This is a genomic window from Collinsella provencensis (assembly GCF_900199705.1).
GTDB lineage: Bacteria > Actinomycetota > Coriobacteriia > Coriobacteriales > Coriobacteriaceae > Collinsella > Collinsella provencensis.
This window is the reverse complement of sequence record NZ_LT904908.1, coordinates 1,442,234-1,457,899: the sequence shown is the minus strand read 5'-3', so window position 1 is coordinate 1,457,899 and position 15,666 is coordinate 1,442,234. Positions and strand designations below refer to the sequence as shown.

The following is a 15,666-nucleotide window of genomic DNA, read 5'->3' as shown; positions in this document are numbered from 1 at the left end:
CCCGAGTATAGGGTGTTTTTGAAAAAGAAAACCCCAGCTCAAAAGTCCGGGGTTTCCTCGTCTACTTACGCTCGCCGTCTATATTTATGCATTTCCGTCAAAAATGTGAAACGTCAGCGACCTCTGGCAAACGGACGATTTTGCCGTCTCAGCCGATACGGCAAAATCGCCGAGAGCAGCGGACCAGAGACGTTTTCAACAAGTCCGGTTGACAAAAAGAAGCGGTCCAACGTCAGTGTTGGACCGCCTCGTTACAAGCAACGGTTACACCAGGCGCGGGAACGGGGGGTCGCCCTTCTCAACCGGCAAACCGGCGGCAAGCTGGCCCCACGCGCAAGCGGCGCGCAGGTCGTCCGTGCCAGCCTCCGCCTCGCAGCCGATGCGACGCAGCGCCTCGGTGCTCGTGGAAGGCATGAGCGGCATGAGCAGGTGCGCGGAAATACGGATTGCCTCAAGCAGGTTCCAAATCACATCGGCAAGCTCACCCGCCTTGGCAGGATCCTTTGCCAGCGTCCAGGGCTCGGAATCCTCGATGTAGTGATTGGCGGCATGGATGAGCTCCATGACCTCCTTTGCGGCGTCGCCGTAAGCCAGCGCATCCATCTTTGCGGCATAGCGGTCGAACAGACCGGCGGCCACCTGGGAAAGCGGGTTCTCCGCACCAGCGGTGTGCTCGGGCGTATGTCCCTCAAAGTACTTGATGCACATGTTGGTAGAGCGGGAAATGAGGTTGCCCCAGCTGTTGGCCAGGTCAGCGTTGTAGACCTGCTCCATGCGACCGAAGCTGATAGCGCCGTCGGTGCCGGGCGTCACGTCGGTCATGAAGTAGTAACGGTAGCCCTCGACGCCGAGCTTCTCGATGACCTCACGCGGAGCGATGGCATTGCCACGGGACTTGGACATTTTCTCGGCCTTGCCGGTCTCCTCGTTTTTAACGGTGAGGAAGCCATGGGCAAACACGTGCTCGGGCAGGGCCTCGCCCAGCGCCATGAGCATGGCGGGCCAAATCACGCAGTGGAAGCGGATGATGTCCTTGCCCACGATGTGCGTGTGCGCGGGCCAGCGATAGGCAAAGTCGGCCGCGGCCTCGTCACCATCGGCACCGTAGCCCACCGCAGTCATGTAGTTGGTCAGGGCGTCAAACCACACGTAGGTCACGTGGCCATCGTCGAACGGCACGGGAATGCCCCAGTCAAAGGTGGTGCGGCTCACGGAAAGGTCCTGCAGGCCACTCTCGACAAAGGAACGAACCTCGTTCATGCGGAAATCGGGCTGCACGAAATCGGGATGCTCATCGTAGAGCTTGAGCAGCCTGTCCTGGAAGGCGGAAAGCTTAAAGAACCAGCTCTCCTCCTGCACACGCTCGAGCGGGCGATCGCAGTCGGGGCACAGGTGAGCGCCCTTGGTGCCACGCGCCTCGTCCGCCTTTTCAACCTGCGTCTCGGTGAAGAAGGTCTCATCGGGCACGCAGTACCAGCCGTCGTAGCTGCCCTTGTAGATGTAACCCGACTCCTGCATACGCTCCCACAGGTACTGCACGGCGCGATTCTGGCGCTCCTCAGTGGTGCGGATGAAGTCGTCATTGGAAATCTCGAGCTCGCCCCACAGCTCCTTGAACAGCGGCGCCTGGCTGTCGCACCACTCCTGCGGCGTCATGCCGTGCTTCTCGGCGGCCTCGGCGACCTTCTGGCCGTGCTCGTCCATGCCGGTGAGGAACTTGACGTTGTAACCGGTGGCGCGACGATAGCGAGCCTGCACGTCGGCGATGATGGTGGAGTACGCGGTGCCCAGATGCGGCGCGGCGTTCACGTAATAGATCGGGGTGGTGATGTAATAGGATGGCTTCGTGCTCATGACGCGCGTGTCCCTTCCTGCTCGGTGTTGGTGCAACGTGCTATTCTACCAGCTCTAGCACGCGCGCGTACACGTCGCGCTTTTTCATTGAAAACTGCTGAGAAAGACGCTTGGCAATGGCGTTTGCGGAGTCACCCGCAGCAAGCGCCTCCTTGATGGCACCCGTGAGAGCAGCATCGCGATCCTCTGCCGTTGCGGGGACTGCTGCAAAACCCGTACCAGCAATAATGCCAGCAGAATCCCAAGCCTCAAGCTCTTCTGCACTGGGCGCAGCGACCACGATCACCATCTCGCCCTTGAGCTCGCCACGCTCGCGAACGGCTTCCAGCAGCTCGGGCGCAGGAGCACGCAACACCTCCTCATGCAGCTTGGTGAGTTCGCGGCAAAGTGCCACCATGCGTGTAGGGAAAACCTCGGCGATCGCAGCGAGCGATGCCTCTGCGCGATGCGGCGATTCGTAAAAGATCAGCGCACCGGGCACGGGAGCCAAACGACGCAGGCGACGCACGCGCTCACCGTGCTTGCGTGGCAAAAAGCCCTCAAAGAAGAACTGGTCGCACGGAATACCGCTCAAAACCAACGCCGTCACGCACGCAGAAGGACCGGGGATAACCTCGACGGAAGCCCCCGCCTCGCGCGCTTGCTCTACAAGGACTTGACCCGGATCGGACACGCTCGGCATGCCGGCATCCGAGGCAAAAGCGATTCGCTCGCCCGCCAGCACGCGCTCCACCAGCTCGGGGGCACGCTGAGCTATCACGTTTTCATCGCAGCGCATAAGCGGTTTGGAAATACCCAGATGCGCCAAGAGCTTCGAGGTCACACGCGTATCCTCGCAGCAAATCACATCGGCAGCGCGAAACGCGTCCGCCGCGCGCGGGGAAAGATCTCCCAGATTGCCGATGGGGGTTCCGACCATCGACAACATGCCGGCGGGGTGCTTCGCGGGTGCGTCGGCATCCCTTTGACCTGCGTTCGCCGCCGAGCGATCGTCCGCATCAAACTCCGCGCTCGTCTGCCCCTCCATCATCTGCTCTCTCTCCATACCCATCGCACGCTACTCCATCATGGCGCGCTCGAGCGGAGCCAGCGCCACACGCGCGTCCCATGCGGCAATGCGGCGCTCGGTCTTCCACGTTTGGAAGAACCAGCCGTTTGCCGCATCGAACGTCGCAAGCTGATTGGACACGAAAACGCGCTCAAAGGCGCGCTGCCCCTCGGGCGTTATCGACGAGCCGGCAAGCACTGCCGCACCCGACCACTCGCCCACCAACACGGGAAAGCCGGCCTTTTTCGCATCTCGAATGATCGCCTTGTTACGATTGAGCGCATTTTTGAGCCCTTGAGGAGCTGTGATGTCCTGCGCGTTTTCGTCGCGATAGTGATACAGATGCACGTCCATGACCACGTTTTGGAAGTGGTCAGAAGCCATAAAGCGCTTCCACGCGCTGGGATTGCCCGAGGCGGAAAACACGATTATCTTGCGCGTGGGCATATACGTGCGAACGATATCGTAGGCGTCACGGTAGAAGTTGCGCAGATAATGGCTGGGGATTCCCTCGGTTACAGTGAATAGGTTCTTGCGCATACTCATGAGGGGCGAGTCGAGCAACTCGATGCCGAGCAGCGCCTCGTTTGCACCGTAGCGCTCGGCCAAGCGCTCGAGCGTGCCGAGGGCGACTTCGCGGCCGTTAGATGAGGAATGCCAGTCCGCCATGGAATCGGGCGTGGTTGCAGAACTGTTCGAGTCGCCCTGTCCGCCCGGGACCGTTGCGAGGTCGAGAAGCACCTTCATGTCGTATTTGCCAGCCCACTCCATAGCGCGGTCGATGTAATCGATGCAGGGAATGTAGGACTCACGCTCGTTCTGAACGCCGAAGGCATACCACGGAACTGGGAGGCGCACCGCGTTGAGACCCATGGCAGACATGCGCTTGAAGTCGTTTTCCGAGATAAAAGTCTCGTAATGTTCGCGAATTCGCTCGTTATACGCGGTGGCGCCCAGCACGCACTGGAGCTCTCCGTCGTTGGAAGCGCCCGTTGCCGCAAACAGCGACGGCGTCACCCACGGTTCCAAAATAAACCAGCCCGACAGGTTCACGCCGCGGATTCTCTCAGTCATTGCTGCCCCCTGCTCGCTCGACATCTGGTTGCTTGTTTCGACATATGACTACTCGTCTGGTACCCAAGATACGACAAGCGTAGCGCACGATGAGGACTCAAGGGGCGTTCACATACTTCTTTCGCGCGTCGGCACGGCTGAATGCCAACGTTTCGCGAGCCGGTTTTACCCAGCGCGCCCCGGCACCGTCACCTTCCGACACGCTCCAACTACGAACAGCAAAAGACGAGGCAAATCACTCCACCTTACTCGTGAGCATGAGCGCAGATGGCATCGCGCAACCATTTAGCACAGCCTTCGACGTTTCGGTCGTAATACGCGCGGAAACGGTCGTCTGCCACATAGCCTTCGGCCAAGCCGCAATGAGCCTCAGGAGTATAAAAGCCCCAGGTAAAGCCAAGCCATTCGCGATGCATTTCGTACATGCGCTCCCCGACCTCGCCCAATGGATCGATGCCATCCCGCACCGCGCGCTCAAGCTCTTCGACAATCTTCGACTCCAGCTCACGGAAACGGGCGAATTGCTCTTGAGTCAGGCCGAGCATCTTGCGATTGCTTTCCTCAATCGCGGCATTGCCATAGCGCTCACGCACTTCAGCGCCGTACGCGCGCTCGTTCTCGTCAACCAAAGAGCGCTTCATGCCTTCAAATTTCTCTTCATCTGTCATGGATGTTCCCTTCGCTTGAGATTCAATCGTTTTTTCGACGGTATTAATGAGGCGATCAAGCTCTCGACGTTCCCGCTTAAGCTGCTCAAGATGGCGTTTCAGGAACAATTCGCGCTCATGCGCAGGACCACTCAGCAGAGGTTTGATGTCGGCAACCGCAACTCCCGTGCGACGAAGCAAAAGGATTTCCTGCAAGCGGTTGATATCCGCTTCCGAATAGCTACGGTATCCGTTTTCTCGACGTGCGGGTTCGAGCAGGCCGGCTTGCTCGTACAGACGCAGCGCCCGTGCACTAACGCCGCTGATGCGAGATACATCTCCGATGCTGTAGCGTCTCTTTGCCATCGCCCCTCCCCTCTGTCGAGGCCTTTCCGTCAAGGTTACGGTAAACCCTGACGCGACGGCAAGGTCAAGCAGTTTTTTGGAGATATTGGCGATGGGCTAATAAAGCAAAAACGCGTCATTTTAGCTGAAAAGGCGAATGACTCGCACAGCTAAAAACGTTTGGAGAAAAAGAAAAGGCCCCGTTGCCGGAGCCTTCATAATTCGGTGGTGCGGGCGAAAGGACTTGAACCTTCACGGGGTTGCCCCCATATGGACCTGAACCATACGCGTCTGCCAATTCCGCCACGCCCGCATGGAGTTACATACTAACCAAACGATGCCTTTGATTCAAGAACTTTTTTCTAATCGCACTGAGGATGCGTGTTACACTTGCTCGTTGTGGGGGCGTGGCGGAATTGGCATACGCAGGAGACTTAAAATCTTCGGCCTTCGGGATTGTGGGTTCGAGTCCCACCGCCCCTACCAGCTTTGGAACAAGCGAATAACCAATCGCCCCTAGGATCCGTTCCCCTTGCACGGACTCGAACCCGAGAGGGCGCGGAGCTGCGGGAACGCAGCAGCGTTTCCCAGCGGAGCGCGCGAGGGCCGAAAGGCCCGAAGCGGAACGCACGGCGCAGCCGGGCGGAGTCCCACCGCCCCTACCAGCTTTGGAACAAGTGAATAACCAATCGCCCCTAGGATCCGTGCCCCTTGCACGGACTCAAGGGCACCCGTTGCCGTTATCTATGTCGCCCGTCAATTACCTATGATTTTCTGCACTTTTAGAGCTTCAAAAGGAAGAAATTCATAGGTAACGGCAACTGACCGCAGGTAACAACAGACAACCAAGACAACAGCTTCGAGTGATGGAAAACCAACGACCATCTGCAAAGCAACGCACCCCATTCATTGGAAACGACGACTGTCCGAAAAAATGACTGCAGCAGCACGCGATTGCATGACGTTTTGGAAAAGTGGTTAATTTACCCCCAGGCTGGGGTGTCCGTGCGCCCAATTCGTCTGAAAAACTACCTCCGAGATACCCCATCGAGAATCCTCGCCAACAAAACCGCAGGATTCACGGAGCCGTCCACGCCAAATGGGCTGAGAGACGCTGCGCAAGCAGCCCAAAACAACACCTGAACACCCCAATCTGGGGGTAAATTGACCATCTCCTCAAATCGCGACGAGGAAAGTATTTGAAATCCGAAGCCCGCGTCTGGCACACGAGCACGAACCCGCCCATTTTCTCTTTGCCGTTGCATACATCTTTCTGCACTTTGGAAAAATCCGTAGGTAGCTGCTACCAATCGTAGGCAACAACGCAATCCATAGGTTTAATTCCAGCTCGGAAAGGGCCACCTTCTCTGCCGCCCTTCACCCTATTAGCTATGGCACTCTTCCGTTGCCTATGATTCTCTGCGCTTTCAGAGCTCCAAAAGGCATTAATCCATAGGTAACGACAGCTGGCCATAGGTAACGGCAACTGACCGCGGGCGATGGCAAGAAACCATAGGCAACAGCAATTAGTCACAGGTGATGGCGGTCAGTGAATGGCAGCGGATGCCACCTGCAGAAAGCGATCGGCCAAATTCAACTACGAAAGCTCCGGGATCCAGCCAACCGCGGTTCGCCCTTCGCAAATCGCTTCGAATACCGTGGCAGCAACCCCTGCAAGCAGGCTATTCTCACTCACCGTCAAGCTATCGTATCCGCCCGCGCGCATAAGCTCGCGCACGATAACGGCACCCGCAAGAATCACCGGTGCGCGTTTTGCCTGAATACCCGGCAGCGCTGCAATCTCATCAACCGAAAGCGCACCCATACGCTGCACGCTTTGCTCCACCTGATCAAGCGACAACGCGCGCAAATGCACAAAATGCGAATCGTAAACTGCAAGCTCATGAATCATGGCAACAAGCGTCGTGACCGTTNCCGCAGCTCCATGGCTCATGTTCGACCCCTCAGGCATCGTGTGCCTCATCGCCGCACTGGCTTTTGGACCCAAACTCGGCGCCGCCGTGGCCATCATCTCATGGATTCCGCGCGTGTTCCTCGACCCGTTCGGAGCGCCCATGGGAATGCTCTCCACCTGCTCTTTTGTGATTCCCGCGGCGATTATCTACGCACGGGGGAACTCCTCGCGCGCCGCTTCGATCGCCGGCATGGTTGTGGGCGCACTGGTGTCGATCGTGGTTGCCTGTGCGGCAAATCTTGTGGTCACGCCGCTGTATACCGCCGTGTGTTGTGTCAAGCAGAAGGCGGCATCCGATATCCAACGATTGCGCACGCTCCAGCTCAAGTATCTCGCCGGGAACATAGGCCCCCACAACCAGCTCAGTCGAGCCGCCGCCTGAATCGGCAACCGCGATGCGCCGACCCGGAAAATCATGCGCGACCCCGTAAAACGTGAGCGCCGCTTCCACTTCTCCGGGAATCACCTGCGGCTTGAGCCCCAAGGCGACAAGCTTCGAAAGTAGCTCCTCGCCATTGGAAACATCGCGCGCCGCACTCGTGAGCGTAGTGCACACATACTGCGCGTCAAACGCACGTGCCTCCTGAACAAACTCCGCACACGCATCTGCCACGCGTCTCACCGCTGCAGCGGAGAAAACGCCAAGCGCGTCCACACCCTCGCCCAAATCGGTAATGACCGTATGCTTGGACGAGGACACGATCGCGCCGTCGCGAACCTCCGCACAGAGCAGACGCGAGGAAACCGTACCGAGGTCGATGGCCGCAATGCGCAGCGTTTCGCCGTCACAAACGCCGTCCGTCAAACCTTCTCCATGGCAGTTGCCCGTTCTGTTGCCCTGCTCACGTGTGTTCACAGCAAACCCCCCCCCGCGCCCAAATAGCTATTTGCCCGTGGAAACCACTGCCATGCCATTAGCACCGTCGAAGAAGAACACCGCGTCCAAAAGCCTCCAGTACCAGGGGGAGTTCTCAAACACCGCCCGCTCTGCCGCTTCAACTTCCGCAGGAGTCGTCGGCTCCTTAGATGGATCGTATGTGGTTCCCAATCCGGTCTTACTTTTGTCTGCAGCATCGGCGCCCTTGAGCTTTCCGGAATCTTCTTCCTCGGCGCCCTGTGCACCATGGCGCCCTGAGCTAGCACTTGTGGCAGTGTCATTTTCACCCGAGCCATCGGAACCCGCGCTGTCGGCATCCGCACCGTCAGCGCTCTCGCCCGAAGACGCGCCGTCCTGGTCGCTCACGCCTTCCTGCACGACTACAGGATTACCCTCTTCGTCGAGGCCCTCAACCGTGATGGTCTCCTCGCCGGGAAGCACCATGCCCAAATCCTTGCGCGCGCTGTCCTCGACACCCTCCTGCGACATATAACCCTTGACCTCTTTGCCCAACGAATCGTTGTACTTGTCACGAATGGCCTTTTGCTCCTGCAAAATCTGCTCGGTGCGGTTGGCGATATAAAAATCACGAACGGGCAGGTAAAGGCCCATAAAGAAAAACACGCCCACCACCAGATAGAACAGATGGCGCTGCGGCCCCGTTACAAGCTGGTAGAACCAACGCACAACGGCGTTGTCATTTGCGTATTTGAGAAACGCGCGCTGAGTTTCGGAGTCAGTCGACGTCCCCGAGGAAACGCCGGCTCGAGCGTTTGCCGTCTTTGCGCGCAAGCTCGAAAACCCGGGTACCGCAATACGACGATTGCCGCTCTGATCTGCGGTGCTACGGCCACGCGAAGAACGACGCGCAGCGCCATGAGAAGAGCCCACATCCCCCAATGCGCGCGAAGCGTGCGACGCAGTTGCGTCAGCGCGCGCGTGAGAGGCACGCGAAGAGGCGACGACTTTCGCCTCGGCCTTAGCCGCTTTTTGCTCGGATCGGCGAGCCTTTCTCTCTTGCTTTTCCTGCTTGGCAACGTCGCTGCCGCGCGCCGAGCGGCGCGTCGGTTTGACGGCAGCTTTGGCCGCCGCCGAAAGATCGCCGGTCTTGTCGGGGTCACTGCCCGGCAGCTTAAAGCCCTTGTTGTTGCCAATGTGTGCCATATGCGCCTTGTGCGGTTGAAGTTTGTTTGCGCGAACGTACCCCTATTATGCCACGCTTGGGGCAACTAACGCTCTCGTTTGACTTCGTCCCACAAATCGTTCAGCTCTTTGGTGGAGAGCGAATCAATGGCAACACCCCGCTCAAAGGCGACTTGCTCCATGGCGCCCCAACGAGAACGGAACTTCATCGTGCTCGCGCGCAGGGCGCTCTCGGCATCAATGCCTTCTTTGCGCGCCACGTTAACCAGCGAGAACAGCAAATCGCCGAACTCCATCTCACGCGCCGCGCTTCCCTTAGGCTCTGCCTCAAACTCCGCGCGCTCCTCGGCAACCTGGCTCCACACGTCCTGAACGGTCTCCCATTCAAAACCCACTGCAGCAGCTTTGCGCGAAACCTTTTGCGCCTGCATCAGGGCAGGCAAACCGCAGGGCACGCCGTCAAGCAGGCCCTCGGGCCGTTCCCCCGCACCGGCAGCGCCCTCGTCCTTCGCGGCTTTTTCGGCAAGCTTCACCTTGCTCCAGATGGCGCGCACGTCATCGGCGGATTCGGCCGTCACGCTGTCCGCGCCAGGAGTGCCGAACACATGCGGATGACGGCGGATGAGCTTCTCGTTGATGTCGCGAGCAACATCCGCGCAGGTGAACTCACCGGCATCAGCGGCGATCTGGGCATGCAGGACAACCTGCATCAGTACGTCGCCCAGCTCCTCGCGCAAGTGCGCGGGATCAGCCGACTCGATGCAGTCAACCGCCTCGTACGCCTCCTCAATCATGTTGTTCGCAATAGAAGCGTGCGTTTGCTTGCGATCCCATGGGCATCCGTCGGGCTGGCGCAGGCGCCAAATCGTCTCGACAAGAGCCTGGAAATCTTCCCGAGCATCAGAAAGCGTAGAGGTGTCGCGCGTAATCGCCGCCAAACTCGAGGCCCCCGTCTCGCTCCACTCGCCCATGTACCGCTTCCTTTCCCTGTCGCGTCAAAACCGTTGAAATGCTACCGCATCAACATGCCGAAAAATCATCCCGTAAGATTTTTCATGTGTTTAGGAGAACGCGCGAGCTATTCTTCGCTCAGTACCACATGCGAAAATGCCTGTTCAAGCGGCTTGCTATTGTCATAGATACCGTAGCTATGCGTTCCGTCCTTGGGGATAGACACGCTGCCAGGATTGAACAGCCACAGCCCCTCGTGCGCAGGGCTCGCCTCGTTCACCTTGACGTGCGTGTGCCCGTACACAAGCGCCGAGCTCTGCGGCAATGCGGGCACACGGTCAATGCCGCCATGCAACCCCGGACCAAACACGTGCCCGTGCGTACAGAACAGCTGACGCCCGGCGTCGTCCAGCACCGTGGCGCTGTCCGCCATGCACGGGAACGGAAGCACCATCTGGTCAACTTCAGCATCACAGTTTCCGCGCACCGCAAGCAGTGTGCCGTCCTGCGCCCACCCGCTGAGCAGCGCAATCACGCGCTTGGGATTGTAATCGCGCGGAAGATCATTACGAGGGCCGTGATACAGCTGGTCGCCCAGCAAGATGATACGATCGGGCTGCTCGACATCGATGGCGGCGGACAGGCGCTCTGCCCAATAAGCCGATCCATGAATGTCGGAAGCAATGAGGAATTTCATGGCCGATCCTTTCGAGAGTCCCTTATCGAAGGTTTTGACATTTCACCTGCTACATCATGCAGCGTATCATCAGTCGATTCCGCTATCCCAGCAGGGATTCTTCCCAAGCGGCCTCGCGAAAACCGGTCAGCACCACGTCGTCGGCAACAACCAACGGCCGCTTGACCAGCATGCCGTCGGTGGCAAGGAGCGCATAGGCATCCTCGTCGGACATACCCGCGTCGAGCTTGTCTTTTACGCCCAGCTCACGATACTTCATGCCGCTTGTGTTGAAGAACCTGCGCAGCGGAAGTCCCGAGCGCGCATGCCAGGCTGCGAGCTCCTCGGCAGTGGGATTTTCCTCGACAATATGGCGATCCACGTACTCGATCCCATGGTCATCCAGCCATTTTTTCGCTTTCTTACACGTCGAGCACTTGGGGTATTCGATAAACAACACGGACATGAACGCTCCCCTTCCAAATTGTCGCATCCAACTTCCTACGGGTACGGCCTTGAGTCGTAACCCGGGCAATATCCAGCCTAAAACTCGCCCACCATGCGGACCTCGGGCTCCAACTCCACGCCAAACTGAGCCTTGACCTCCGCTTTCACATGCTCAATTAAACCCAAGACGTCCTTTGCAGACGCGCCCCCGGCATTCACCACAAAGCCGCAGTGTTTTTCGCTCACCTGCGCCCCGCCCACGCGCACGCCGCGCAAACCAGCGTCCATGATGAGCTTGCCGGCAAAATACCCCTCGGGGCGCTTGAAGGTCGAGCCGGCGCTCGGCATGTCGAGCGGCTGCTTATCCTCTCGACGTGTCTGGTAATCGTCCATCGCAGCGCGGACCATGGCCGGTGTGGACGGGGACAGCTTGAACGTGGCACGCAGCACGATGAGCCCGTCATCCTGTATGCGACTCTTACGGTATCCAAAGTTGAGGTCGCGCGCCTCAAACGTGACCACCGACCCGCGATTCCCGTGCTTACTGGGCACGTACACCTCGACGGTCTCGAGCACGCCACCCGTGGTCCCGTCGTAAGCGCCTGCGTTCATGAAGCACGCGCCGCCCACCGTGGCTGGAATCCCCCACAGCGGCTCCATGCCCGAAAGGCCCGCATCTGCCGCGGCAAGTGCGACATCACGCAGCAAGGCACCTGCCTCGGCAGTCACGCGCCAATGGTCCGCATCGACCTCGACCTTTGAAAGGTTATCGCGTAGCAGCACCACGACACCGCGAACCCCACGGTCGCCCACAAGCAAATCCGATCCATTGCCCACAATCGTCATGGGCACGTCGCTCGCAAGGCACATATCAAGCACGCGAACGAGGGCGTCGGTAGTGCGTGGAGTCACCACCACGTCGGCGGGACCTCCGATTTTGAACGTGGTGTGCGCACTCATGGGCTCGGCCATCAGCACGTTGTCCTCGCCTGCGACCTGCGCCAACACGCACAGCATCTCTTCGCTCACATACTCGTATTCGTGCATGGAAACCTCTCTTTCCAACATGACATATTGCCCACTATACCCAATGTGCTAGGATGAAACCGTTTCAGGGCGGGGTGTAATTCCCCACCGGCGGTGACTGCGCAGACACATGGCGCGCAGAAGCCCGCGAGCCGCACAGCGGTTGACCCGGCGAAACTCCGGGGCCGACGGTTATAGTCCGGATGAGAGAAACGGAGGATTCCCCATGGGAAACGCCACCACTTCCACTAAAACAATCGCTCTTGCCGCGCTGTTCACCGCAGCCTCGCTCATCTTGAGCTTCATCCAAATCCCTATCTTCCCCGCAGCTCCATGGCTCATGTTCGACCCCTCAGGCATCGTGTGCCTCATCGCCGCACTGGCTTTTGGACCCAAACTCGGCGCCGCCGTGGCCATCATCTCATGGATTCCGCGCGTGTTCCTCGACCCGTTCGGAGCGCCCATGGGAATGCTCTCCACCTGCTCTTTTGTGATTCCCGCGGCGATTATCTACGCACGGGGGAACTCCTCGCGCGCCGCTTCGATCGCCGGCATGGTTGTGGGCGCACTGGTGTCGATCGTGGTTGCCTGTGCGGCAAATCTTGTGGTCACGCCGCTGTATACCGCCGTGAGCATGGCAGACGTCGTCGGCATGATCATGCCTATCCTCGTGCCGTTCAACACGCTCAAGATGATCATCAACATCGTTGCGGGCCAGGTGCTACTCAATCCCTGCATGAACGTGTTGAACAAGTCGCACGGCGCCGACTTTGACGCCCGTAAGCGCATCGCGTAAAGCTGGCAGACAACGACGAATCGCAACCGTTCATGACCACCGCGAGACTTGCTGCAGGAAACATCGCCGGGAACGCCGACCTCAACGCACAAAAGCATATCGAGCCGTTGGAAGGTGCCGGCGCGTGCCCGATCACAGGGGCGCAATCGACGAGCGGCTGCACACCCCCGCAGGCGACGGGCACAAGCGCGTCCCTCATCGCGTGCAACGACGTTCACGTCTCCTATCCGGGTTCTGAACAGGAGGCCCTGCGTGGTGTCACGTTCAGCGTTCCCGCAGGTCAACATGTCTGCATTTTGGGCGGCAACGGGTCGGGAAAATCGACGCTGCTTCAACTGTTTAACGCGCTCGTTTTGCCGAGTGAAGGCTCCGTGACCGTCTTTGGGATGCGCACGGATGAACCGGGGCAGGCACTTGCGATTCGCAGCCGCGCCGCGTATGTATTCCAGCATCCTGAAGACCAGATGGTCACGAGCATCGTCGCAGACGACGTGGCATTTGGACCCGAGAACATCCGCGTCCCCCAGCCCGAAATCGAGCACCGCGTGGAGACGTCGCTCGCCGCTGTGGACATGAGCGCTCATGCGCAGGCAGACCCTGCCGACCTTTCGGGCGGACAAAAGCAGCGCGTCGCCATTGCGGGCGCACTCGCCATGGAACCGGAAATCCTGCTGCTCGACGAGCCGTGTGCGATGCTCGACCTTGAGGGTAGACGAGCAGTTTCGGACATCATCGAGCGGCTGAGCGCCTGCGGTATCACCATTATGCACGTCACACATTTTATGGACGATGCCCTCGCCGCTGACCGCGTTCTTATCCTCGACCAAGGACGCCTGGCTTTTGACGGCACACCCTCTGAGGCGTTTTCCCAACCCGAACTCATTCGCGAACTTGGACTTGAACTGCCAAACAAGGTGCATACGGCCGAAGAGCTTTTTGGGAAGCATGCTGAAACGCGGGGCACCGCGAACGCATCAGCCGCGTCCACCCTGCATTCCACCACGCGCCACGCGGCGATCGACGCGGCCGCAACCCGCACGAGCACGTTGGCGCCGCACGCCGCCGCGCGCCCTTCCATCGTGTTCGAAGACGTCTCATTCTCCTACACCGCCGCGCGCAACCCGCGCAAACGTGCGCGAACGCTATTTGGAGTGCATCGCAAGCGCGGAGAAAACGCAACCTTACAGGCGCAGCAGCAGGCGCGCCAGCGCATAGCGGGCAATATGCCCCTCGCCCTCGAGCATCTCTCGTTTAACGCATCGCCCGGCACGCTCACCGCGCTTATCGGCCGCACCGGCTCGGGAAAATCGACATCCGCGGAGCTCGCCTGCGCGCTCAAATTGCCGTACTCCGGACGTGTGCTGGTAGACGGGATCGACACGACCGACCTTTCTCGGCGCTCCGAGCTGCGCCGCAAGGTGGGATACGTGTCGCAGCTGCCCGAGCGCCAGCTGTTCGCCGAGACCGTTTTTGACGACGTCGCCTTTGGCCCGCGCAACCTCAAGCTTCCCGAAGAAGAGGTCGCTCAACGCGTCAATCGCGCGCTTGAAACCGTAGGCATGAATCCCAGCGATGACCTACTCAATCGCTCTCCGTTTGCACTCTCGGGCGGACAACAGCGCAACGTGGCGCTTGCGGGCGTGCTCGCCATGGGACAGCCTATCCTCGTGCTTGACGAACCCATGGCCGGACTCGACCCACGTGGCCGTGCCAATGTGCGGCTCATGTTGCACGAGCTCAAACAAGCAGGAACCACACTGCTCATGGTTACGCACAGCATGGAAGACGTCCTCGAACTTGCCGACCAGGTGATCCTTCTTGACCAAGGGAAGCTCGTAGCGGCGGGAACCCCGCAGGCAGTGCTCGCCCAAGCTCGTGATGGGGAGGTGCAGAACCATGGCGCAACGCGCTAGCATCGGCCAGTATTACTCGGTCGACTCCCCCATTCATCGCCTTGACCCACGCGTCAAATTCGTCGGAACCGTCGTCTACATGGCGAGTTGTCTGTTTGTCGATTCGTTCGCCACGCTGCTGCTGGCAGCCCTCGTCGCAGCGGGCGCCGTCGCAACCTCGAACGTCCCCGTCCGCCGCCTCCTTGCGCAAATCAAGCCCATTGCGTTCTTCCTCATCGTGACGTCGGTCATCAACCTGTTCTTCGTCCAAACCGGTCCCGTGCTTGTGGCGCTTGGCCCGCTTGTCATATACCAAAACGGCCTTGTAGCTGCGGCGTTGTACACCATCCGATTCTTCCTGCTCGTGCTTGCGGGATCGCTACTCACGCTGACCACGACGCCCGTGGCCCTAACCGACGCCGTTGAGAAGCTCCTCTCGCCCCTCGAGCGCGCGGGCGTTCCCGTGAGCCAGGGGACGCTTATCCTCTCGATTGCCCTGCGCTTTGTGCCCACGCTTTCCCGGGAGACGGAGAACATCATTGCCGCGCAAACGGCCCGCGGCGCCGACCTTGAGAACAAAGGCGCCTTCGCCTATGCCCGCGCGTGCGTCCCCCTCGTTGTACCGCTGTTTGCGAGCGCGCTTCGCCATGCCGAGAACCTGGGACGCGCCATGGATGCCCGCTGCTACACGGGAGGTGACCGCACCCACTACCATATTTTGCGCATGGTCCCTTCGCGGGATTACCCCGCCATCGCCCTGCTTATAACCTATATCGCGCTTCTTGTTGCCGCGCATTTCCTGCTGTAACAAGAATGGGGACATCAAAAAACGCTTGCGACGTTCATGAAGTTCCCCCGCATTTCCACCAAGTGCGGTATCCTAGTGTCCTAGTAAGTGACGTACACAAACTGTAA

General features: G+C 59.4%; 13 protein-coding genes, 2 tRNA genes, 1 pseudogene and 1 riboswitch. Of the genes and pseudogenes, 5 read left to right on the top strand and 11 right to left on the bottom strand.

Annotated elements, in window-relative coordinates:
* Positions 1-264 precede the first annotated feature (264 nt).
* The 5 genes from metG to C1711_RS06450 all read right to left on the bottom strand — a co-directional run bounded on the left by metG (position 265) and on the right by C1711_RS06450 (position 5,281).
* Positions 265-1,854, bottom strand: a complete 1,590-nt coding sequence (gene metG, locus C1711_RS06470; protein WP_102338297.1) for a methionine--tRNA ligase — start codon at positions 1,852-1,854, stop codon at positions 265-267.
* A 40-nt stretch (positions 1,855-1,894) separates the two neighbouring features.
* The gene (gene rsmI / locus C1711_RS06465; protein WP_102338620.1) at positions 1,895-2,782 is read right to left on the bottom strand and encodes a 16S rRNA (cytidine(1402)-2'-O)-methyltransferase; all 888 of its coding nucleotides are present in this window, start codon (positions 2,780-2,782) and stop codon (positions 1,895-1,897) included.
* Between the two features lie 129 nt (positions 2,783-2,911).
* Entirely contained in the window at positions 2,912-3,976 is a 1,065-nt protein-coding gene (locus tag C1711_RS06460; protein ID WP_102338296.1) for a glycoside hydrolase family 5 protein, read from the bottom strand.
* A gap of 245 nt (positions 3,977-4,221) precedes the next feature.
* Positions 4,222-4,989: a MerR family transcriptional regulator gene (locus C1711_RS06455; RefSeq protein ID WP_102338295.1), complete on the bottom strand. Its 768-nt coding sequence runs from the start codon at positions 4,987-4,989 to the stop codon at positions 4,222-4,224.
* A gap of 205 nt (positions 4,990-5,194) precedes the next feature.
* A tRNA-Leu gene (locus tag C1711_RS06450) sits at positions 5,195-5,281 on the bottom strand.
* Positions 5,282-5,369: 88 nt separating this feature from the next.
* Here C1711_RS06450 and C1711_RS06445 point away from each other — a divergent pair.
* Positions 5,370-5,454, top strand: a tRNA-Leu gene (locus tag C1711_RS06445).
* A 1,424-nt stretch (positions 5,455-6,878) separates the two neighbouring features.
* Positions 6,879-7,325 carry an ECF transporter S component gene (locus C1711_RS06435; protein ID WP_102338619.1) on the top strand — a complete coding sequence of 149 codons (447 nt, stop codon included), beginning with the start codon at positions 6,879-6,881 and terminating at the stop codon, positions 7,323-7,325.
* Here C1711_RS06435 and C1711_RS06430 read toward each other — a convergent pair.
* The 6 genes and pseudogenes from C1711_RS06430 to murB all read right to left on the bottom strand — a co-directional run.
* Positions 7,278-7,643 (bottom strand): annotated as a pseudogene (locus C1711_RS06430) (Ppx/GppA phosphatase family protein); the annotation flags it as partial. The gene C1711_RS06435 and the pseudogene C1711_RS06430 overlap by 48 nt on opposite strands.
* A 183-nt stretch (positions 7,644-7,826) precedes the next feature.
* On the bottom strand, positions 7,827-8,984 hold the full coding sequence (locus C1711_RS07870; RefSeq protein ID WP_234346313.1) for an FtsB family cell division protein: 1,158 nt from the start codon (positions 8,982-8,984) through the stop codon (positions 7,827-7,829).
* A 65-nt stretch (positions 8,985-9,049) separates the two neighbouring features.
* Positions 9,050-9,934 (bottom strand): nucleoside triphosphate pyrophosphohydrolase, encoded by an 885-nt coding sequence (gene mazG / locus C1711_RS06420; protein ID WP_102338294.1) that lies wholly within the window; start codon positions 9,932-9,934, stop codon positions 9,050-9,052.
* A 107-nt stretch (positions 9,935-10,041) separates the two neighbouring features.
* Entirely contained in the window at positions 10,042-10,611 is a 570-nt protein-coding gene (yfcE, locus tag C1711_RS06415) for a phosphodiesterase (protein ID WP_102338293.1), read from the bottom strand.
* 82 nt (positions 10,612-10,693) lie between these two features.
* Positions 10,694-11,056 (bottom strand): arsenate reductase family protein, encoded by a 363-nt coding sequence (locus tag C1711_RS06410; protein WP_102338292.1) that lies wholly within the window; start codon positions 11,054-11,056, stop codon positions 10,694-10,696.
* Between the two features lie 77 nt (positions 11,057-11,133).
* The gene (gene murB, locus C1711_RS06405; protein WP_102338291.1) at positions 11,134-12,084 is read right to left on the bottom strand and encodes a UDP-N-acetylmuramate dehydrogenase; all 951 of its coding nucleotides are present in this window, start codon (positions 12,082-12,084) and stop codon (positions 11,134-11,136) included.
* Positions 12,085-12,140: 56 nt separating this feature from the next.
* Positions 12,141-12,282, top strand: a riboswitch (FMN riboswitch).
* A 7-nt stretch (positions 12,283-12,289) separates the two neighbouring features.
* Between murB and C1711_RS06400 the strand changes: the two genes are divergently transcribed.
* From C1711_RS06400 to C1711_RS06390, 3 genes are read left to right on the top strand one after another with little or no spacing between them, the layout of a single operon-like run.
* Complete coding sequence (locus tag C1711_RS06400) at positions 12,290-12,859, top strand: ECF transporter S component (protein ID WP_102338290.1); 570 nt, start codon at positions 12,290-12,292, stop codon at positions 12,857-12,859.
* A 32-nt stretch (positions 12,860-12,891) separates the two neighbouring features.
* Positions 12,892-14,772 carry an ABC transporter ATP-binding protein gene (locus tag C1711_RS06395; RefSeq protein ID WP_102338289.1) on the top strand — a complete coding sequence of 627 codons (1,881 nt, stop codon included), beginning with the start codon at positions 12,892-12,894 and terminating at the stop codon, positions 14,770-14,772.
* Positions 14,756-15,559: an energy-coupling factor transporter transmembrane component T family protein gene (locus C1711_RS06390; RefSeq protein WP_102338288.1), complete on the top strand. Its 804-nt coding sequence runs from the start codon at positions 14,756-14,758 to the stop codon at positions 15,557-15,559. Before C1711_RS06395 ends, C1711_RS06390 begins: the two co-directional genes overlap by 17 nt.
* Positions 15,560-15,666 lie beyond the last annotated feature (107 nt).

Excerpts from the sequence above, each read along its gene's own strand:
- metG (WP_102338297.1), bottom strand. The coding sequence starts at position 1,854 with ATGAGCACGAAGCCATCCTATTACATCACCACCCCGATCTATTACGTG.
- rsmI (WP_102338620.1), bottom strand. The coding sequence starts at position 2,782 with ATGTTGTCGATGGTCGGAACCCCCATCGGCAATCTGGGAGATCTTTCC.
- C1711_RS06460 (WP_102338296.1), bottom strand. The coding sequence starts at position 3,976 with ATGACTGAGAGAATCCGCGGCGTGAACCTGTCGGGCTGGTTTATTTTG.
- C1711_RS06455 (WP_102338295.1), bottom strand. The coding sequence starts at position 4,989 with ATGGCAAAGAGACGCTACAGCATCGGAGATGTATCTCGCATCAGCGGC.
- C1711_RS07870 (WP_234346313.1), bottom strand. The coding sequence starts at position 8,984 with ATGGCACACATTGGCAACAACAAGGGCTTTAAGCTGCCGGGCAGTGAC.
- mazG (WP_102338294.1), bottom strand. The coding sequence starts at position 9,934 with ATGGGCGAGTGGAGCGAGACGGGGGCCTCGAGTTTGGCGGCGATTACG.
- yfcE (WP_102338293.1), bottom strand. The coding sequence starts at position 10,611 with ATGAAATTCCTCATTGCTTCCGACATTCATGGATCGGCTTATTGGGCA.
- C1711_RS06410 (WP_102338292.1), bottom strand. The coding sequence starts at position 11,056 with ATGTCCGTGTTGTTTATCGAATACCCCAAGTGCTCGACGTGTAAGAAA.
- murB (WP_102338291.1), bottom strand. The coding sequence starts at position 12,084 with ATGCACGAATACGAGTATGTGAGCGAAGAGATGCTGTGCGTGTTGGCG.
- C1711_RS06400 (WP_102338290.1), top strand. The coding sequence starts at position 12,290 with ATGGGAAACGCCACCACTTCCACTAAAACAATCGCTCTTGCCGCGCTG.
- C1711_RS06395 (WP_102338289.1), top strand. The coding sequence starts at position 12,892 with ATGACCACCGCGAGACTTGCTGCAGGAAACATCGCCGGGAACGCCGAC.
- C1711_RS06390 (WP_102338288.1), top strand. The coding sequence starts at position 14,756 with ATGGCGCAACGCGCTAGCATCGGCCAGTATTACTCGGTCGACTCCCCC.